An 18,856-nucleotide genomic window follows, 5' to 3' on the forward strand; every position below is an offset into this window, starting at 1 on the left:
CTTCCGCCCCTTCGCGCCGGACCTCAGCCTTGAGACGGCGCGCCGGGGCGCGGGTGCGGGCCGTACGGGGGGCTGTGGAGTGAGCGCGTGGTCGGCTGGCGAGGTGAGCGGTATACCTAAAGGGTGTTGCAGAAGGCTTCGGTTCGGGCAGGGTTGTGTGCTGCTTGACCTGCTGTTTCACCGTGCCATGGCGAGGTTGTGCATGGTGGCGACGGCCTGGACGGCATGGTGGAGGCCATCACCTTTCTGGCGGCAGTCGCGGAGGATCTTCCAGTTCTTCATGCGGGCGAAGGTGTGCTCGACCCGGGCGCGGACCCGTCGGTGTTCGGCGTTGTCCTCCTCCCGGCCGCGCAGGAGCGGGCGTCCGGGCCTTCTGCGGTGGGGGACGATCAGGCCGGTGCCCAGGTAGGCGCCGTCCGCGATCACCGTCGTGCCGGCTGCCGCGGCCGGCAGGTCCGACTCCCGCCAGACGTGCGCGTCAGCCTTGTTGCCCGGCGCAGGCCGGGCGCTCGCGACGACCAGGCGGCTGTCCGCGTCGATGATGACCTGCACGTTCGCCGAGAACCGGTAGTTCCTTGACGAAGCGCCAACCGTGCGGTCGCGCACAGGGATGAGGGTTCCATCCACGATCCACAGCCGGTCCACGTCGGCGACCGGCCGCGGAGCGGGCTCCAGCGCCAGCAGCGGCCGCAGGCGCTGGATGACCCGGCAGACGGTGGCCGGGGAGACCCCGAAGAGCGGAGCGAGCTGCCGCATGGTGAGGTTCGTGCGGTAGTACACCGCCACCAGCAGCACCCGATCAGCCAGCGGCAGACACCACGGACGGCCACCGCCCGGCCCGTTACCGCCCCACTCCCGCACGACCTTCACCAGCTTCGCGAACCGCTCGATCCGCAAGCCCGTGAACGTCTCCACCCACAACGGCTCAGCCCTCAACACCCCACCCATACAGGGGAAATGCCCGAACCGAAGCCTTCTGCAACACCCTTTAGAGCCTGTCTCTTTGATGGAGAAGCCGCCCACCGGAAAGTCTGGCGCCTCGAGGGGGCTGCTCGGCTACGGTCGCCAGGGAGGTAAACGAGTGTCCTGGCCATCTGTGATCATCCTTGTCCCCGCAGCGCGACGTCCGTTGCTTGAAGGGCGGATCCGTGCTTTTGAGCTCGTGCCGGATCCTATTGCGGGTGACGACAGGCTGCACTGGCACGGGTGCTCATACTCCGTCGACCTCTCAGGCGGGATCCTGGCTGACTACGAGAGCGACGAGCTTGATCAGGTGACCACCCAGATCGGCGAACCATACGCGGTCTATGTCTCGTGCCAGTCCATGGACGCGGCCCGGGCCTTCCTCCGCGACGTCCTCCCTGGACTCGACGGGCTCGTCGACACCAACCACTACGAAATCCTGCAGGCGAGCGAGTTCCTCACGCTCGTCAGCCGGCATCCCAACTGGGATTGGCGGCGCCAACCGAGCACCGACCTCGTATAGGTCGGCTCACATCGGCACTCGGTCACCTGCGGGACCAGATCAGAATGGCGGCGAGGTGCAGGGCGGCCTGATAGGCAAGTGCGAGTTTGTCCGTCCGCATTGCGAGGCCGCGCCACTGCTTGAGTCGGGCGATGCACCGCTCAACAGCATTGCGCTCCTTGTATGCCTCAGCGTCGAAGCCGGGTGGTGACCTTGTTCCGCTTTGACGGACACCATTGGTGTGGTGGTCAGGACGCGAGTGCGGTCTCGTAGTCGGATCCGCGTAACTGAATGAGGCCCGGAAGGGGGCCTCGGCGAGCAGGCTATGGCAGCCCTCAAGGGCTGGCGTCTCCTGCGAAAAGCTCCGCTGCAGCAGCAACCGAATCACCGACGTCTGAAGGCCGTCCTCGTCCTTCACCACTCGTCAGCGTGAGGTTGGAAAAGGCTCATTGGATCACCACCATCCGCATCCCAGGCCGACGACCTCTACGAACTTGTTAGATGCCCTCAGCGGCTGAGCGAACCGATGAACCGGTCCAGACGAGAGACAACTTGCCGCAGGACCTCAACCGATCCTGCGGCATCGTCCGCAAGCTCCAGGCCATGGTCCGCCGAGGGCACTTCCAGGACATCGTGTCGCAGGGACGCAGCAATTCGTGAATCCCAGAGCTTGTCGGCGCTTCCGCCGATGAGGAGGGTCGGCTCCATGGCTCGCCGGAGAGCCGCGGCAACGTGGTCGCTGGTCAGGACCGGGGTGAGCCAGGCTGCCGGAATGTTCCTGTCAGCCGTGATGCCGCAGGCGAGGGAGCCCAGGGACTTGCCGACGACGAGCTGACACGCCCCGGCCTCGGCTTCGATGGCCTCGGTGACCTGCTGCTCCACCCATGCGATCCGGTCGTCCACCGTGAACTGCGCGAACCCATCGGGGATCTGCCACCACAGCTCCTGGACTGTCCATCCGTGCTGGAGCAGGACGCTCCGGGCGAAGTGCAGTAGCGGCCGGGCAGGCGAGTAGCCGACACCTGGAACGACAACTGCGACACGATCTCGGCCTCCGTCGAAACGGGTGGGCACGGCGAAGGGTACGGGATCAGACATGGCCGCAGACTACTAGCGAGTTGATCACGTGTCTCCCGGTGCTCGAACGCCGCCACTGCTGTTTACCGCGGCTCAGCATCGAACGACGACGACCTCGAACTTGATCGAGGTTTTCGCAGTTCAGTAGTCGCGTAGACGGCCTTCGCCTGATCCTGAGGGGCACAGGAACAGCGCGAAGGCCGTGCTCGTGAGGCTGGTGCATCAAGGCCTCACGCCCATCGGCGGTCCCCGACTGGAGCGCTGCTTTCCGCGCAGGTTGTCAGGGTGGCACTCATGGCCATCTTCCAACCTCGGTGGCGCAGGCCGTGTCGAGCCGGGTTTGGCGAACCAGGTCTCCATGCCGCTCAGTTCGCGCCGGGCGATCTCGGTGTGGTGGGTCCCTCGCAGTCGGCGAACCAGGCGGCCCGCTCCGGTGACTCCTGCCGCGCGGCACGCCTCGGTGTCCTGGAAAGGGTGGACGGGGAAGCGGTGGCGGCGTCCGCCCTGGGCGTCAGCGTCCCAGCTGGGCGTCGAGCCAGGTCTCGACCTCGGGGGTCACCGGGTCGGTGATGTCGGCGAACTCCGTGTGCTTCTGGAGGAACTTGGCCACGTACGGGCAGACGGGGACGATCCGCATGCCCGAGGCGCGGACGTCGGTCAGGGCCTGCTCGACGAGGATCGCGGCGAGTCCCTGCCCGGCGTACGCGTCGTCGATCTCGGTGTGGAAGAAGACCCGCCGGTCGTCGCGGTCGCGGTACGCGGTCAGGCCGGCGCGCGACTCGTCGACGAGGATCTCGTACCGGTGACGGGCCTCGACGCGACGGACGACGGGGGTGGGGTTCTGCTCGCTCATGAGGGCTCTTTCGGGTGCAGGGGGTCAGCGGAGGGAGGGGTCCGGGGCGGGAGGTGTTCAGTGGCGGGAGGGGTTCTTGCGAGGGGCGATGACGGCGTTGGGCAGGGTGGGGGCGGGCAACCGGTCGCCGGGGTAGCCGTCGACGCTGCCGAAACGGTCGGAGGAGTGCTCCCAAGCCTCCCGTGCTTCGACGATGTCCTGGTGGCTGCGGCCGATGAAGTTCCACCACATCACGATCTCCTCGTCGAAGGGCGGGCCGCCCAGCAGGATCGCGCGAGCCGGGTGGTCGGCGGCGTTGGCCAGGGTCAGCCGGGTACGTCCGGGGCCGGTGTATCCGAGTTCGGCGGGTTGCAGCGGGAAGCCGTCGAGGCGCATGTCGCCCTGGTCGACGAGCAGGCCGTGTTCGAAGTCCGGGTCGACGTCGAGTGCGACGGTGGCACCGGCGTCGAGGACGATCTCGGCGCCGAGCAGCGGGGTGTAGGTGCGCACCGGCGAGGTCTCGCCCGCGAGCGTGCCGAGAAAGACGCGGATGTCGGCGCCGGCGACGCGCAGGGTCTTGGGCGCGTGGTGCTGGAAGTCGCGTGGGGCGTGGCGGTGTTCGCCGGGAAGCGCGACCCATAGTTGGACGCCGTGCAGGACGGTGGTGTCGGGGGTGGAGACCTCGGTGTGGGCGATGCCGTGCCCGCCGGTCATGAGGTTGAGCTCACCGGGGCGTACGAAGGCGTGGCTGCCGAGGCTGTCGCGGTGCTCGATTTCGCCGCTGAAGAGCCAGCTGACTGTCTGGAGTCCGGTGTGCGGGTGCGGGGCGACGTCCATGCCGCCGGTGTCGGCGACGGGGTCGGGGCCGTAGTGGTCGGCGAAGCACCAGGCGCCGATGAGGGTCCGCGCCCGCTGCGGCAGGGTCCTGCGTACGCTCATTGCTCGCGGTCCGCCCAGTGGCACGTCGCGGGCGGTGAGGACCTCGACCTCCGTGTCACTCATCTCCCGGCCCCTCTCCACGATATTGTTGCGCTTTCAACTATCATGGATGATCATAGCCCCGATGGCAACAGGCAAGGAGCGCAAGGTGAGTACAACGGTAGAGGTCACAGCAGTCTCCGGGGCCACCGGTCGGGTCTACCTCGACAAGCGGAGTCCCGCCGCGTACGAGGCGCTGGTGAAGAGCGCTGACGTCGTGCGGACGACGGCGGCCGAGGCGGGCCTCGACCGGATTCTGGTCGAGCTCGTCAACCTCCGCGTCTCCCAGCTCAACGGCTGCGCCTTCTGCCTCGACGTGCACACCCGCGCCGCACTGCGGGCCGGTGAGACCACCCGGCGCCTGGGTGTACTGGCCGCCTGGCGCGACACCGAGCTCTTCACCGAGCGCGAGCGCGCGGCCCTCGCTCTCGCCGAAGCCACCACTCACCCCGCGGACGCACTCGCCCAGGACCGCGCGTACGAAGCGGCGCGTGCGGTACTGGACGACGGCGCGATCTCCGCCGTGATCTGGGTGGCCATCACCATCAACGCCTTCAACCGGGTGTCGATCCTGAGCAAGCATCCGGTACGGGAGACCGACGCCCGCTGACCCACCAGGAGGTCACGGGCCGAGTGCGCTGCCGTACAGGCGTATTGACGGGCCCTCCCGGATCGGCGCCGGTCATGTCGGCCCGCCCTGCGCTGCGTCGGCCCTCAGGGCCTGTGTGCCCGGGACACAGGATGCCTGGAGGGCCGCGAGCTGTGGTGCGGGCAGTCGTCGGGCAGCGCCTCGTCGACTGCCGTCCAGGCGCGCGACGCCGGTGTCGAGCCATTGCGGCAGTGGTTCGACGCCGATGAAGTCCGCCAGGCGGGTCAGCTCCTCGCGGGGTTCGTCGAGGAGGTCCTCGTAGGCGAGGGTGGTCCGCTGGGCTGCGGGCACCTCGTCGAGATGAGCCACCCCCTGGACGATGAGCTCTGACCACAGCGCGCCGAAGCGGGCGACCGGCAGGTCGGAGTCGAGGACCAGGGCGGGATCGAAGCGTTCGGCCAGCAGCGGTGACAACGTGGGTGGCAGGGCGCGGATCTGCTCCTCGGTCAGCTCCTCGATGCGCTCGGCACCGCTGCGGGCGAGGATCTCCCGCAGCAGGAAGATCAGCCGGTAGCCCGTGTGCCGGCTCATGGACAGGGCACAGTCGGGTCCGTCCCTGAACAGGTGGACGAAACGCGCGTGCGGGAAGACCTTGTGGAGCAACGGCACCCGGTGCAGCGAGTAGCCCGATCGCTCGACCACCGCCGTGCGCCCCTCCCGCCCGCCCAGCAGGCCGAACAGAGCGGCGTAGTGCTCTGCGACGGTCCCCCCCGGCCAGCCGCGCACCTGGCCTTCCAGATCATCGAACAGTTTGTCCGGGTCGTCGGTGAGATGCGGAAGCACCATCAGGGACAGCGCGGGGATGCCCGTGGTGTCGGTCGCGAAGCGTCCGGGACTCCGGGTGTAGAGGAACTCCGGCATCGGGACCCCGTTGCGGATCATCGTCTCGAACTGCGGGTTGGGCTCGGCGAGCAGCCGCCAGAACTCCTCACCGTCCAGCTGGCCCGCGGGCAAACCCTGGCTCTGCACCGACGACAGCAGCTCGTTGAGGCTGAGGACATCCGGATGCGCGTGGACGATGCCCGACAGTGCGGTGGACCCACTGCGGCCGGTACCGACAACGAAGGTCAGGGTGCGCATGTCAGAGATCTCCTTCGAAACCGACCGCAGTGATCGCGACCAGACTTCCCCTGCAAGGCGCGCCCTATCCCTCACCGGCCCGACCCGGCGCAGCCGTTGGGGGCCGGAGGCCGCGGCGGGCCGGTGGCCAGGACGGCGGCGCGCGCTCTGCCCCGGCGTGAACTCCGAGGCTCTTTGACCGAGCCCGGGCAGGTTCGACACACCGCGGTACGCCCGGTACCGCCTACCGGACGCGACGCGCGGGGGGGATATGGGTTGTTGGGGGGACTGGACCGGCTGGCTGGGGAGCCCGAGGGTTCTTCGCCAGGATGCCCGCGCCCGTGCGGTCTTGTATGTGGATCGCCCCGGGGTGCAGCGGCGCGACCTCCCGCACGGCCTCCCGCCCCGGGAAGCCGTCTACGGCTACTTCGCCAAGTGACAGAAGGGCTGCGTGTTCGTCGAGCTCACTGGCCTGCTGCGGGAGTTGGTCCGCCAGCAGGAGGGCCGCAATGCCGAGCTGTCGGCCCGTGTCGTCGACGCACAGAGCGTGAAGACCTCCATCAGCGCCCCCCGCTCCAGCCAGGTTGTCGACACCGGCAAGAAGATCGTCGGCCGCAAACGCAGCATCGTGACCGACACTCTGGGCCTGCTGCTGGAGGTGCAGGTCACCGCCGCGACCGTGCCCAAAATACGTATTCCGGGATGAAACAACAGGAGGAAACTACCTCTCAGGGGTTCTGGGTCATGTGGGCGAGGGTCTGCGCCGCGCTGTCGGGTGCGAAGGCTCCGGCTATCCCCTCCGCAGCGCCTTCGGCAGCCTCGATGGAGCGGGGCAGCAAGAGGTGTTCGTAGGCGCGGACGGCTTCGTCGATGCTGCCGCGGTTGATCAGGGCGCGGGCGAGGTCGGCGCCGTCGAGCATGGCGAGGTTGGCGCCCATGCCGGAGAACGGCGACATGAGGTGGGCGGCATCGCCCAGAAGGGTCAGGCCGGGAGTGTGCGGCCAGGCGTGGGGAACGGGCAGCGCGTACAGGGGCCGGTTGGTGTAGCCGGTGTCGGTGTCGGTGATGAACCGGAGCAGGTCGGGGCTCCAGCCGGTGAACTCCTTGAGGAGCACCTTGCCGACGGCGTCGGGATCGGCGAGGTCGAGGCCGGCGTTGTGGTGCCAGTTCTCGTCGATGCGCATGCCGATATAGACGCGTACATGCTGACGGCTGTTGCGCTGGGCGATGAAGCCCCGGTTGTTGTCGAGGGCCATCATCGTTCCGTCACCGGTGAGTGCGGCGAGGGCTGGGTGGCGGATGTCCGCCTGGTCGAGGCCGACTTCGACGAAGGTGACGCCGGTGTAGCCGGGCGTCGCGTCAGAGAGCAGACGGCGGACCTTCGACCAGGCTCCGTCCGCGCCGACGACGAGGTCCGCCTCGGTGGTGAAGCCGTCGGCGAAGTGCAGGCGGTGGACGCCTGCGGAAAGGGGTTCCGCGTGGGTGAGCTTGCGGCTCCAGTGCACGGTGCCGGGCTCGAGTGAGTCCAGCAGGAGGTGGCGCAGCTGACCCCGGTCGATTTCCGGGGTGCCGTCTTCGGCGTGGGTCTCGGGCGGGGTGGCGTCGAACAGGACGCGCCCGTCGCGGCCGACCAGGCGCATCTGCTGGCCTTCGGGGCGGGCCAAGGCCAGGAACTCGTCCAGCAGTCCGGCTTCCCGCAGGGCGTTCTGGCCGGAGTCGGGGTGCATATCGAGGGTGCCGCCCTGGTCTCGGGCCGTAGCGCAGGCGTCCAAGTCGTAGACGGTGGCAGGGATACCGTGCCGCTGCAGGATCCGGGCGCAGATCAGCCCGCCGGGACCGGCGCCGATGATCGCGATTCGGGGTGTGGTGGAAGTGTCCATGGTCAGGCTCCATTCAGGGGCGCTCAAGAGGAAGTAGGGCCGCGTCCGGGCAGCGCCGTGCGGCTGGCCCTTCCAGAAGAACACTCCAGCTCCAAAAGTGCAACGACTCAACTTTTGCAGTTGTGCAACCAAACGCGTAGGGTTGAGGCATGAGCGAGACGACCGCACAGGACGCGTCGATGGGGCGTCGTGAACGCAAGAAGGCCGCAACCCGCCAGGCCCTGGCCGACGCCGCCCTGCGGCTCTTCCTCGAACGCGGCTACGACCAGGTCGGCATCCGGGAGATCGCCGATGCGGCGGACGTATCCACCACCACCCTGTTCAAGCACTTCCCCGTGAAGGAAGCGCTTGTCTTCGACGAGGACGCCGGGCAGGAAGCCGGGCTCCTGGCCGCCGTGCACGACAGGCCCCAGGGCCAGTCCGTCCTCGCCGCCCTGCGCGAGCATGCCCTCCGCCACCGGGTCGGCACCAGGGACGACGACCCCGCCTTCGCGGACTTCGTCGCACTCGTGGAAAACACCCCCGCCCTGCGCGACTACGCCCAACACATGTGGCTGCGACACGAAACCGCACTCAGCCACGCCATCGCCGAAACGACCGGCCGCCCCGCCGACGATCCGCACTGCGCGGCACTGGCCCACTTCGTCCTGGAAGCACCCCGCACCGCTCGCGGCCGCGCCGACGGCTACGAAGCGGTCAACCGCGCCTTCGACATCCTCGAACAGGGCTGGAGCACCATCAGCCCCAAAGCGTGAATGCGCGCTCGCTACCGGACCCGTAGCTTCAACGCCGAGAAGTGGGCGTACGTCACTCCCGACTGCGCCCGAACTGGCCAGTGTCACACACGTCCTGGACGCGTTCACTGGTCAGCACACGCGGACCTGGACACCTCAGGAGCTGATCACCGCAGCCGTCCCGCACGGACCGATGTCCGCACCGCGTCCCGTACGCGTACAGCGACACCCCCTACATCGCGCCAGGCCTCGTCGCCGAAAAGGCCACCGGACAGAGCCTGACGGACCTGATCCGCAGCGGATGTCCTTGTGTCTGCGACTGTCAGCGGGCGACCGTCCACAGGCGGATCTTGTTGTCGGCGCCGGCACTGGCCAGGAGCTTGCCGTCGGTGGTGAAGGCGACCGAGTGAACGGCGCCCGCGTGGCCGACGAGGGGGTGGCCGAGTGGTTGCGGTTCCGCCGGGTCGGTCAGGTTCCAAAGGAGGACCTTCTTGTCGGCACCGGCACTGGCCAGTACTTTGCCGTCGGTGGTGAAGGCGAGGCAGTAGACCGCATCCGTGTGACCAGACAGGGGGGCGCCGATCTGGGTCGGGTTCGCGACGTCGGTCACGTTCCACAGGCGGACCGTCCGGTCCCCGCCTGCGCTGGCCAGGAGCTTGCCGTCGGGGCTGAACACCACGCTGTGGACGCGGTTCTTGTGGCCTGGGACGGGCGCGCCCACGGTGGCCGGTGGGGTGGCCACGTTCCACAACAGGATCGAGTTGTCGGCGCTGCCGGTTGCCATGAGGCTCTGGTTGGGACTGAACGCCACGGAGAGGACGGCGTCGGTGTGGCCGGTGCCGGGACGGCCCATCAGTGTCGGCTTCACGGGGTCCGACACATTCCAGAGACGGAGTGTCCGATCAGCGCTGCCACTGGCGAGGATGGTGCTGTCAGGATTGAAGGCGACCGAGAAGACCGCACCCGTGTGGCCGGTGAGGCGGCTGAGCGGTCTCGGTTTCGCGGGATCGGTGGTCATCCACAGCCGCACCGCGTTGTCGTTGCCGCCGCCCGCCAGAAAGCCGCCGTCGGAGCTGAACGTCACCGCGTCAACGTTGTCCGTGGGGGCCGTGAGGGACAGGAGCGGTGCCGGTCTGGCCGGGTCGGTCACCTTCCACAGCCGGATGCTCCGATCGGCACTGCCGCTGGCAAGGATCTCTCCGCCGGGGCGGAACGCCACCGACAGGACAGGGCCCTCGTGAGCGGCGAGGGCTGGCCCGGAAGAGTGGGCACCGGTCACCTTCCTCGCCGGGGAGCCGCTCGACGACGGTCCGCCGGCGCCCGATGTGTCGGGATCCGACCCGTCTTTGACCAGCCATTCCAGGGCCGCGGCACCGAGGGCCAGACAGGCAGTGGAGCCCGCGACCAGAAACCCGCGCCGGTTCCACCAGTTCGGCGGCGTCCCCTCGGTGTGGGGCGTGCGGATGGAGTGCGCTGCGGTAGGCGGGCCCTTCACCAGGGTCAAGCCTCCCGCCGTGTTCATCACCCGCCGCTGGGGCAGTGGTAATGACCGGGCGAGGAGGTGGTGGTGCACCGTGTCGTACAACGCGTCGAGGGTGAGCGGATCCGGGCGGCGCAGCGCCGCGAGGAGTGCCTCGGTGAAGGCGGTGTGGGTCGCGCCCGGCAAAGCCAGCGAGGGCTTGGTCGCCGATGACGAGGCGAGGACGTACGTGCCGGCGATGTCGATCTGGCCGCTGATCAGCCCTTGCTCGCCCCCCATCGGTCCGGCCGCCCGGCCGGAGAAGCAGCAGTCCAGTACGAGCACCCTGACCGCCGCGCGACTGTCGACCATTGCCTCCCGCAGGACGTCGTAGGGGAACGCGGTCACGCTCGTCCGAGCCGGGTCGGTGTGGAACACGGCCAGATGGAGCCTGCCTTGCCCGTCGACGACTCCGTGCCCCGCGTAGTAGACGAGCAGGACGTCCGTGGCCTCGCCGGCGGCCTCGGTGACGCGGAGCCCGAAGTCGGTCGGGAGCTGGGGCTCGTCGACCACGTCACAGTGCTCGTCCCGCAGAGTCCCGTTGACCGGATCCGTGAGGACCGCGCTGAGATCGGCGAGGTTCGCCCGCACCGCCGGGAGCCCGGGCAGTTCGGGGTGCTCGTAGCGGCTCACACCGATCAGGACGGCCCGGGAACCAGCCGGGTCCGGGAACCGAGTCACTCCGGCGTCCCCTCCCCGCCCCGGCCTGCCTGCCCGTCCGCCAGCAACCGTTCGACGACCTCCACCAGTTCCGAGACTTCGACGCGCTTGCCGTCCACCTCGACGGTGCGTCCGTTCTCGTTGGTGACGGTGATCCGCAGGTCCGCACGGCGATGCTGGAACCATGTGGCCAGAGCGCCGATCAACGCGCCGACCGCGGCCGCGCCCACACCGCCGGGACCGAGGGCCACCACCAGGGCGTCCAGCCCTCCACCCATCTCGCCCGGCGCGATCGGGGCGTGTTCGACGCGTACGCGGCCGCGCAGCGCGTCCTCGTGCCGCAACCAGTCGAAGAGAGATCTCAGCTCGTCGGGGCCGTCGTGGGTCTCGCCGGACCCGGACTCGGTACGGATGCGCAACTCTTGAGATGTCGCCGATGTCACCCGCTCATCATCCCGCGCAAGAGCCGGAATCGGGCCGAATCCCAGCACTTCGCCTTCTGCACCGGAAGAGCCCCCACTCAACGGTGACGAACTGTCGGCTTCGTGGAGGGGGGGGCGGGCGGCTCCCCGTACGCCAGGAAGTGAGGCGGACGGGGATAGGGGCCACCAGTCAGGCACAGGAGATCTTCCCGGTGTACGGGTTCGGTCCGGACCAAGACCTGGTGCGGGACCTGGCCCGGCTATCGCGCGGTGGAGAGGCCGCGGGAGCCAAGCTCAGAAACTGTCCGGCGCAGCAGCATGGTTGGCCACGCTGTCGACCAGCGGTTACGGAAGCAAGTTGGTCGGGTTCTTCGCCTGGGGGTCGGCACCGTCGAGGACCGGGCTGCTGAAGCTCCGGTGACTGTCATAGCCGAAATGGACCACCGTCGCGGGCGCGCGGTCCACGCCGACGCGCGCCGGCTCCGGCTACCTCCAACCGACCCAGCTCGACAGTCAGCGGGCGATGGAGAGCGCGAAGGGGGTGAATCCGGTGGACCGGATGACGTGCGGTACGAACAGGATCGCGGCCTCTGTGGCGCGGGCGGTCTGGATCCCGCCGAGGTCGGTGATCCAGTCCTTTTGCCAGCCGAGGTCGGTGAGCAGTTCGCGGACGGTCTGCTTGGCCTGCGGGTCCTCGCCGGAGAGGAACGCGGTCGGCGTCTGGGAGAGCGTGGCCGGCGAGGTCATCACGGGGAAGAGCATGGTGTTGAGTGTCTTGACGACGCGCGTTTCGGGGAGCGCTTCCTGGAGTTGTTCGGCGAGACTCGAGCCGGGGTAGATCAGATCGGCGGGCAGTCCGTCCGGTCCGTCGGTGGTGGCGTTGGAGACGTCGACGAGGATCTTGTCCCGGAGTTCTTCGCGCAGAGCGGAGAGCCGGTCCAGTGAGCCGGCACCCGGGGTGGCGTTGATGACGATCCGGGCGGTCCGGGCGGCGTCGGCGGCGGCGCCCGGCGTGCGGTCCGCGACGGTCACTTCGTGTCCTGCGCGGGCGAGGGCTGCGGCCAGGTTGCCGCCGACGCGGCCGTTTCCGAGAACTGCGATCGTGGTCATGATGATCTGGTCCTTCCGTGCGTGCGGGTTGTGGTGCGCGGTCAGCGCGAGAGCGTGGATACGGCCTCGGCGTGGACGCCGGGCGCGGCAGCCAGGAAGCTCTCGCTCTGTGGGGTCCAGGGGCGGCCCTCGGCGTCGGAGATCCGGCCGCCGGCCTCGGTGACGAGCAGCGCTCCGGGAAGCAGGTCCGCGCGGGCGCCGGCGAACTGCCAGAAGGCGTCGATCCGGCCGGCGGCCACGTTCAGCAGGTGCAGGGTCGCGGGCACGGCGGCGCGGACGACGAGCGCGTCGAAGAGCATCGCGGTGATCGAGGAGCCGACGCGCCGCACGACCTTTTCGTCCTCGTCCGGCCGGGCCTGGCTGGTGGCCACGATGCTCAGGCCGAGGTCCGCGGTCTGGGAGACGTGCAGCGGGCGGCCGTCGAGGTGGGCGCCCGCGCCGGTGAGTGCGGTGTAGGTCTCGCCGGTCAACGGCAGGTGGACCGCGGTGAGCACCGGCTGGTTCTCCCGCACGAGGGTGGCGGTCACCGCCCACTCCGGCAGGGCGTGCAGGTGGTTGACGTTGCCTTCGGCCGGATCCACGACCCACCATTCGCCGGGCGGCAACGCCCCGCCGTCCAGTTCGTCCTCCACCCAGCCGGCGTCCGGGCGCAGGCGCGTGAGGCGGGGGCGCAGGATGTCGAGGGCCGTGTCGTCGTTGGCTGCGAGCGCGCGCATCAGCTCTTCGCGGGTCCGGTAGCGGACCACCTCGCCGAAGCGCTCGCGCAGCGCCGAACCCGCCTCACGCACGGCGATCGCGGTCTGGGCGAGCAGGTCGGCGTCGGAGGCGGCGATGTCAGTGGTCTGAAGCGTTTCGGACATGGTGGTATTCCCGTCTGAGGAGGCGTGCTGAGGCCGGTCGAGGCCCGAACTGCGCGTTGCTTCTTGCGCTTTCGCCTCAACGGTATGCAGCCCAACAGTTAACTTCAAATGCATGTCAGGCACGGCTAGGATTACTCACATGCAATTGGATTTGAACCTGCTCGCCGCGCTCGACGCGTTGCTGGAGGAGGGCAGTGTGGCCGGGGCGGCGGCACGCCTGCATGTCACCGCCCCCGCGATGAGCCGGAGTCTGGGCCGGATTCGGCGCACCACCGGGGATCAGATCCTGGTGCGCACCGGTCGCACGATGACCCCGACGCCGTATGCGATCGCCGTCCGGGAACAGGTGCATGAGCTGCTGCACCAGGTCCAGGGGGTGCTGGCACCGAGCCGTGAACTCGATCTGGCGACGTTGGAGCGCACTTTCACGCTCCGCTGGCACGATTCCCTGGTCGCCTTGAGCGGACCTGCACTGCTCGCGGCCGTGCGCGGACAGGCGCCGGGCGTGCGATTGCGCTTCGTCGCGGAATCGAGCATCGACACCCCCGAATTGCGGCGCGGCGAGGTCGACCTGGAGGCGAACGCCAGCCGCCCGAGCGCACCGGACATCCGCGCCGAGAACGTGGGCGAGACCCGCCTCGTCATCGTCGTGAGACAGGGCTCCCCCCTCACCCGCGTCAGGACCGTCACCGCAAAGCAGTACGCCGCCGCCGAGCACGTCACCGTCTCGCGACGTGGAAACCTCAGCAACGCCATCGACGACGCCCTCGCGCGAATCGGCCTCACCCGCCGCGTCGTGGCGACCGCGCCCACGGAAGCAGCCGCGCTGGAGTTCGCGCGCGACTCCGACATCCTGATCAGCGTCCCCGAGGCCACTACGCGGTCAGCGGTCGCCGACCTCGGACTGGCCGTGCTCCCCCTCCCGCTCGAACTGCCGTCGGCACCGATATACCTGTCGTGGCATCAGCGCTACGACACCGACCACGCCCACGCCTGGCTGCGCGGGCTGGCGCGAACCGCGCTGGCCATGCGAGGAGCGTCGTAGTCGCTGCCGTCCGGCCGCCCCACCCATACGTCCACGGTCCAAGCGACCACCACGGCGATCTGCTTGAACGTCAGCAGCGGCTTGTGTGTGCGGGTGCTGGCCACGGAGGCCCGACACGTCAGGCCGGTCCTTGTCCCCAGGGGCCGGACGGGCGTTGGCGCCCGCAATTCACCAGGGGACGACGCCGTCGTCTTCGAAGAACGAACCGGTCGGGCCGTCGTCGGGAAGCGTGGCGAGCCGGATCGCGGTGGCTGCGCCCTGCTCGGGAGTGCGGGGTCCGTGGAAGCCGGTGAAGTCGGTCGCGACCAGGCCCGGGCAGGCGGCGTTGATCAGGATGTTCGTACCGGCGAACTGCCGGGCGTACTGCACGGTGATGGCGTTGAGGAACGACTTCGACGGCGCGTAGGCCGCCATGATGGGGCCGATCTCGATGTTCGGGTCCGCCTGCCGGGTCAGGGAGCCAACGCCACTGGAGACGTTGACGATGCGCGGCAACGTGGAGCGCCGCAGCAGCGGCAGCATCGCGTTGGTCACGCGGATGACGCCGAGGACGTTGGTCTCCACGACCGTGCGGACCACGTCGAGGTCGAGCGCGGTCGGGTCCTGCACCCACCCCGGGCCGGACTCTCCCGAGATTCCGGCGTTGTTGACCAGGACGTCCAGGCGCCCGGCCTGCCGTTCGATCAGTTCCGCGGCATCGGTGACACTGTGGTCGCTGGTCACCTCCAGCGGCACCCCGAACGCGTCCACCCCGGCGGCGCGCATCTTCTCCACGGCGGACTCGAGCCGGGCCTCGTCCCGGGCTCCCACGCCCACGCGGTATCCGAGGGCACCCAGACCGTTCGCGATCTCGTACCCGATTCCCTTGTTCGCGCCGGTCACCAGCGCAATCTTCGTTTCGCTCACGGCATTGATGCTCACTCACCGACGGATGATGCGACCAACACCGATAAAGCATCCAGTGATACTCGTGGGGTATCACCGCGGAGTACGCTCCGGGCATGGACACCCTGGAGACCCGCGAGCTGAGGTACTTCGTGGCCGTCGCCGAGGAACTGCACTTCGGCCGCGCCGCAGAGCGGCTCGGCATCGCCCAGCCACCGCTGTCCCGGGCGATCCAGCAGCTCGAACGGCGCCTCGGCGTCTCGCTACTGGACCGCAACCGCCGCGGCGTCTCGCTGACCGGAGCCGGAGAGGTCCTGCTGCACGAAGGTCGCGCCGCCCTGCACGCGACTACCGCCGCCGCACGCCGCACCCGTCGCGCCGGTGGCGCCGATCATCCAGGTGGCGTCCGCGATCGCCTGGTGCTGGCGGTCAAGGCCGCCGCGTCCCAAGAACTGCTGCGGAAGCTTCTCGACGCCTACGCGGCCCAGCCCGACGCCGCCGAGATCGAAGTGCTGCCATGCGGTATCGGCGAACAGGAAATACTGCTGCGCGACGGCCGCGCCGACGTGGCACTCATGCAGACGCCGTTCAACTCCCTCGCCGGGTTCGACAGCGAGGAACTACTGACCGAGGGACGGATCGCCGTCCTGCCCGCCGGGCACCCTCTCGCCACGCACCAGACCTTGTCCCTGGACGACGTCACCGACGTCCCCGATCTTCCACTCGCCCGCTGGCCCCGCAACGGCGCCTACCCTCCCGGCCCCGGCCCCGAGGTCCGCGACCAGACCCAACTGGCCCAGCTGATCGCCCTCGGACGCACCGCGGCCATCTGCCCCGACTCCTCCCGCGCCTGGCTATGGGCCGAACACACTGCCGTCCCCCTCATCGACGCACCCCTCGTCATCACCCACATAGCCTGGCCCCCACACAGCCGCTCCCGCGCCCTCGCCCAGCTGGTCCGCACGGCCACCCAGCTATAGCCCCCGGGAGTAGACGTTCGGCAGAAGCCACTGCCGCATCTCCCATGGCAGCTCCAGCCCCATGCGCAGTTCCGCTCGGCGGATGGCCACCAAACTCCCCGGGCCGCCGAGAGCAGCGAACACTGCGGGGTCGTGCCGCTCAATACGCGCAGAAGGAAGAGTGGCAGACCAAGCTCCGGGCTGCGTCCGATGCCTTGACCGAGGCCCCGAAGTGGACCCCCGACACCGACGCCGACGGCATCCAGAGCGCGGAGACCCCGGCGCTTGTCAACGACAACGGCACGCTGCGCATGGTCTTCACGAAGATCGAGCAGAGCCGCGGCAGGATCCGGTCGTCGCTGTGGGAGAGCCATCTGGAGATCGGTGACGGCCGCGCCTCCTGGGCTGCGCCGACCGCCATCAAGGAGGCGAGCAGCGAGTACGGGCAGATGCCGTTCGGCCCGGCGCTGGCCGTGTTCAACGGTGTCGTCCACCTGGTTTGTGCCAATGGGTGCAGATCCTCCGAAGTGACGTTCGGGATCAGGCTGTGAGCTTGTAGTTCTGCTGGTCAGGGCTGGGGTAGAGGCGTTGATGTTCCCGAGTCACGTGGAAGGTCCAGTAGTCGTCGAAGTCTCCGTTGGTGATCAGTGCGCGGAGTTGGAGGACGGCTTCGGCGCCGTCCAGTCCCCAACGGGCGCCGGTGATGTCGAGGCGGTCGGCGATGAGGTGGCGGCAGGCTCCTTCGACGGCGCCGGTGGCGATGGGCCAGCCCGCCGTGAGCGCGGTGTCGTAGTGGAGTTGGTCGAGGTGGCCGCTGAGGTAGCGGTGACAGGTGGTGACTGCCTCGCGGCGGGCGGCGGGAAGCTGATCGGCTGTGTCCTGCGCGCTCATCTCGGCGGCGGCGCGGGCGGCCTGTCCGGCGAGGATCGCGGTGAGTGTGTCCGCGGCCCAGGTCTCGGCCTCGCGGCTGCCCGGCGGATGGAAGGCATGTGCCGCGGTCCAGCAGTACTCCGCGACATGTACGAAGTCGAGCAGGACGTGAACGCGGATGCCCCGGCGGGCTGCTTCGGTATGGATCAGGTCGAGTTGGTGGCGGGCGCCGTCGACGAGCACGCCCCAGTCCCGCAGATGCTGCGGGTCGCGGGCCTCGGCCTGGTCGAAGGCATCGGAGATGACCTGCTCCGGAGTGCGGATCACGGAGGCGGTGCACCATTTCCGCTGTGCTTGCGGGCCCCGCCTCGGCAGCCGGGTATCGGTGCGTCCGCCGGGCGGATGGATGATGTCGTGCGGCCGGCGCGGCGCGGGGCGGGGACGGTGTCGAAGACGCAGGCCACGGTCGCCATGCGTTTGCGGTTGGGCTTCTCACCCGGGGCCAGGCGTCCGCGCCGCCCGGCCGCAGCACTTTTGGCAGCCGCCCGCCGGGTAGCCTCGCGCAGGGCCTCGGGGCGCATTACCACTCCCTTGCCGTCGACCTGGATGACCAGCGGCATCTCGCGGGTGCACGGGGTGGGGATCTTCACCGTGTAGTAGGCGGCGAGGTCGACGGCCGCCTCCACGACGAGCCGTTCGAGACGTCGTTTGCCCATCACCTTCCCGCAGCGGCGCTCGATCGATTGGTGGGCCTGGTCGAACGAGCCCCGCACCGCTTCCAGAGCCGCGAGCCTGCATAGTCCCATCGAGTGCCGGCCCGCGGGCAGCGAGAGAGCCGCATCCGCCGGATGGACATTGGCCATCCCGGGTCCCCGGTGGGCCACCCTCTCCACGCGCACGAGGCCGAATAGGCAGGCCAGCCAGCGTCCGTGACCCGCCTCCCGCCACGGGCGCGGTCGCCCGTCCGGACCGGACACCGCCGGATGCAGAGCGGACCGAACTGCATCCTTCTCCGTGCGGGCCCGCAGGTCCAGATGATCCTGGAAGAGCTGCCGCAGCAACTCCCGGCCCGCTTGTTCCAGGTGTTCTTCGAGTGCGGCGTGGGTCCATGAGGCGGCAGGTCCGCCTGACAGGGTGCGTATTAGCGATTCGAAGGCACTGACCGAGCGGGCAAACAGGTCAGCACCCGTGTGAGAGGCATACGGTTCCATCCCGGGGCTCTTCTCGTGCTGGGTCGATTGGGTGGCACCTTCGACTCTAGAGAGAAGAGCCCCGCCTCTACCCCGAGTTGGACGAGGTTCCCGCCCGGCCACGGGCCGGAGTGAACAGCCCCGGTTCGTCCTCATCCAGCCAGCCCCGCTCGACCAGCCGCTTCAGCTTCGAGCGGGTGCCCTCGATCTTCCCGACCTGCGCAGGCAACCCGATCCGCGGAACGATCTGCTTGGCCCGCACCGGCCCCGGAGCGTCCGCGACCACCTCCGGAATGTCCTGGTAAACCCGCGGCAAGACCTTCACGTCCATGCCCGGCTGCCACTTCGGCACGGTCAGGACCCCCACCACCCGCCGTTCCGCACCCGCGTACGGCGACGACACCTGACCACCGTCCGGTGCCTCGGCCTCCGGCTCCGCTTCCGAAGCCACCGACATCTCAGCCAGCACCTCGGCAACCGTCTCCCGCGTGACCCGCAACCGCTCCAGACCCTCCCGGGCCTGCCCCAACTACATGGTCACGAGGGCGAGTTCCTCCTCAAGTTCCTCCACCCGCGCCCGGGCAGCCGCCTCCCGGGCCTCCAACTCCTCAAACAGCGAGCCCATCCGGCATCCCCTCCACTACCAAGGTAGAGACGGACAG

Annotated in this window: 19 protein-coding genes and 2 pseudogenes; 7 read left to right on the top strand and 14 right to left on the bottom strand. The window is 69.1% G+C overall.

Translation table 11 applies throughout. The features are described 5' to 3' along the window. Window positions 1-177 precede the first annotated feature (177 nt). On the bottom strand, window positions 178-948 hold the full coding sequence (locus ACZ499_RS32965; RefSeq protein WP_468679921.1) for a transposase: 771 nt from the start codon (window positions 946-948) through the stop codon (window positions 178-180). 214 nt (window positions 949-1,162) lie between these two features. On the opposite strand from ACZ499_RS32965, the gene ACZ499_RS32970 reads away from it, so the two are divergent. Next, a complete protein-coding gene (locus tag ACZ499_RS32970; RefSeq protein ID WP_468679926.1) occupies window positions 1,163-1,486 on the top strand; it encodes a hypothetical protein in 324 nt (107 codons plus the stop codon). Between the two features lie 22 nt (window positions 1,487-1,508). Here ACZ499_RS32970 and ACZ499_RS32975 read toward each other — a convergent pair whose 3' ends face one another. The 4 genes from ACZ499_RS32975 to ACZ499_RS32990 form a co-directional block, all read right to left on the bottom strand. Continuing rightward, the gene (locus ACZ499_RS32975) at window positions 1,509-1,886 is read right to left on the bottom strand and encodes a transposase (RefSeq protein WP_468679928.1); all 378 of its coding nucleotides are present in this window, start codon (window positions 1,884-1,886) and stop codon (window positions 1,509-1,511) included. Between the two features lie 86 nt (window positions 1,887-1,972). Then, the gene (locus tag ACZ499_RS32980) at window positions 1,973-2,563 is read right to left on the bottom strand and encodes an alpha/beta hydrolase (RefSeq protein WP_468411028.1); all 591 of its coding nucleotides are present in this window, start codon (window positions 2,561-2,563) and stop codon (window positions 1,973-1,975) included. Between the two features lie 490 nt (window positions 2,564-3,053). After that, entirely contained in the window at window positions 3,054-3,395 is a 342-nt protein-coding gene (locus ACZ499_RS32985; protein WP_466819651.1) for a GNAT family N-acetyltransferase, read from the bottom strand. 57 nt (window positions 3,396-3,452) lie between these two features. Beyond that, window positions 3,453-4,376 (bottom strand): pirin family protein, encoded by a 924-nt coding sequence (locus tag ACZ499_RS32990; protein ID WP_468679932.1) that lies wholly within the window; start codon window positions 4,374-4,376, stop codon window positions 3,453-3,455. 61 nt (window positions 4,377-4,437) lie between these two features. On the opposite strand from ACZ499_RS32990, the gene ACZ499_RS32995 reads away from it, so the two are divergent. Beyond that, on the top strand, window positions 4,438-4,962 hold the full coding sequence (locus ACZ499_RS32995; RefSeq protein WP_468679934.1) for a carboxymuconolactone decarboxylase family protein: 525 nt from the start codon (window positions 4,438-4,440) through the stop codon (window positions 4,960-4,962). 72 nt (window positions 4,963-5,034) lie between these two features. Here the strand turns inward: ACZ499_RS32995 and ACZ499_RS33000 are convergent, their stop codons facing one another. Next, window positions 5,035-6,081, bottom strand: a complete 1,047-nt coding sequence (locus ACZ499_RS33000) for a sulfotransferase family protein (protein WP_468679935.1) — start codon at window positions 6,079-6,081, stop codon at window positions 5,035-5,037. A gap of 322 nt (window positions 6,082-6,403) precedes the next feature. Between ACZ499_RS33000 and ACZ499_RS33005 the strand changes: the two are divergent. Beyond that, window positions 6,404-6,742, top strand: a pseudogene (locus ACZ499_RS33005) (transposase family protein); the annotation flags it as partial. Between the two features lie 46 nt (window positions 6,743-6,788). On the opposite strand, the gene ACZ499_RS33010 reads toward ACZ499_RS33005, so the two are convergent. Continuing rightward, entirely contained in the window at window positions 6,789-7,940 is a 1,152-nt protein-coding gene (locus ACZ499_RS33010; protein WP_468679937.1) for an FAD-dependent oxidoreductase, read from the bottom strand. Between the two features lie 149 nt (window positions 7,941-8,089). Here ACZ499_RS33010 and ACZ499_RS33015 point away from each other — a divergent pair, with 149 nt between their 5' ends. After that, the gene (locus tag ACZ499_RS33015; RefSeq protein WP_468411018.1) at window positions 8,090-8,695 is read left to right on the top strand and encodes a TetR/AcrR family transcriptional regulator; all 606 of its coding nucleotides are present in this window, start codon (window positions 8,090-8,092) and stop codon (window positions 8,693-8,695) included. 301 nt (window positions 8,696-8,996) lie between these two features. On the opposite strand, the gene ACZ499_RS33020 is transcribed toward ACZ499_RS33015, so the two are convergent. The 4 genes from ACZ499_RS33020 to ACZ499_RS33035 form a co-directional block, all read right to left on the bottom strand. Beyond that, window positions 8,997-10,874 (bottom strand): caspase, EACC1-associated type, encoded by a 1,878-nt coding sequence (locus tag ACZ499_RS33020; protein ID WP_468679939.1) that lies wholly within the window; start codon window positions 10,872-10,874, stop codon window positions 8,997-8,999. Continuing rightward, window positions 10,871-11,296: an effector-associated constant component EACC1 gene (locus tag ACZ499_RS33025; RefSeq protein ID WP_466819644.1), complete on the bottom strand. Its 426-nt coding sequence runs from the start codon at window positions 11,294-11,296 to the stop codon at window positions 10,871-10,873. The genes ACZ499_RS33020 and ACZ499_RS33025 overlap by 4 nt, the downstream gene beginning before the upstream one ends. A gap of 492 nt (window positions 11,297-11,788) precedes the next feature. Beyond that, entirely contained in the window at window positions 11,789-12,385 is a 597-nt protein-coding gene (locus ACZ499_RS33030; RefSeq protein WP_468411014.1) for an NADPH-dependent F420 reductase, read from the bottom strand. Between the two features lie 41 nt (window positions 12,386-12,426). Then, complete coding sequence (locus ACZ499_RS33035) at window positions 12,427-13,245, bottom strand: 3'(2'),5'-bisphosphate nucleotidase CysQ (RefSeq protein ID WP_468679943.1); 819 nt, start codon at window positions 13,243-13,245, stop codon at window positions 12,427-12,429. Window positions 13,246-13,384: 139 nt separating this feature from the next. Here ACZ499_RS33035 and ACZ499_RS33040 point away from each other — a divergent pair, with 139 nt between their 5' ends. Continuing rightward, window positions 13,385-14,290, top strand: coding sequence for a LysR family transcriptional regulator (locus ACZ499_RS33040; RefSeq protein WP_468679945.1), 906 nt, complete (start codon window positions 13,385-13,387; stop codon window positions 14,288-14,290). Between the two features lie 168 nt (window positions 14,291-14,458). Here ACZ499_RS33040 and ACZ499_RS33045 read toward each other — a convergent pair whose 3' ends face one another. Beyond that, window positions 14,459-15,196, bottom strand: a complete 738-nt coding sequence (locus ACZ499_RS33045; protein WP_468411010.1) for an SDR family oxidoreductase — start codon at window positions 15,194-15,196, stop codon at window positions 14,459-14,461. Window positions 15,197-15,291: 95 nt separating this feature from the next. Here ACZ499_RS33045 and ACZ499_RS33050 point away from each other — a divergent pair, with 95 nt between their 5' ends. Together ACZ499_RS33050 and ACZ499_RS33055 are read left to right on the top strand one after the other, a co-directional pair. Beyond that, window positions 15,292-16,155, top strand: a complete 864-nt coding sequence (locus ACZ499_RS33050) for a LysR family transcriptional regulator (RefSeq protein ID WP_468679948.1) — start codon at window positions 15,292-15,294, stop codon at window positions 16,153-16,155. 194 nt (window positions 16,156-16,349) lie between these two features. Beyond that, window positions 16,350-16,685, top strand: coding sequence for a hypothetical protein (locus tag ACZ499_RS33055; protein WP_468679950.1), 336 nt, complete (start codon window positions 16,350-16,352; stop codon window positions 16,683-16,685). Here ACZ499_RS33055 and ACZ499_RS33060 read toward each other — a convergent pair. Continuing rightward, window positions 16,675-18,215: pseudogene (locus ACZ499_RS33060) on the bottom strand (ISKra4 family transposase). The gene ACZ499_RS33055 and the pseudogene ACZ499_RS33060 overlap by 11 nt on opposite strands. Before the next feature lie 67 nt (window positions 18,216-18,282). Next, window positions 18,283-18,663, bottom strand: coding sequence for a hypothetical protein (locus ACZ499_RS33065; protein WP_468679952.1), 381 nt, complete (start codon window positions 18,661-18,663; stop codon window positions 18,283-18,285). Between the last annotated feature and the right edge of the window lie 193 nt (window positions 18,664-18,856).

The sequence above is a fragment of the Streptomyces sp. NPDC031265 genome, from assembly GCF_055570295.1.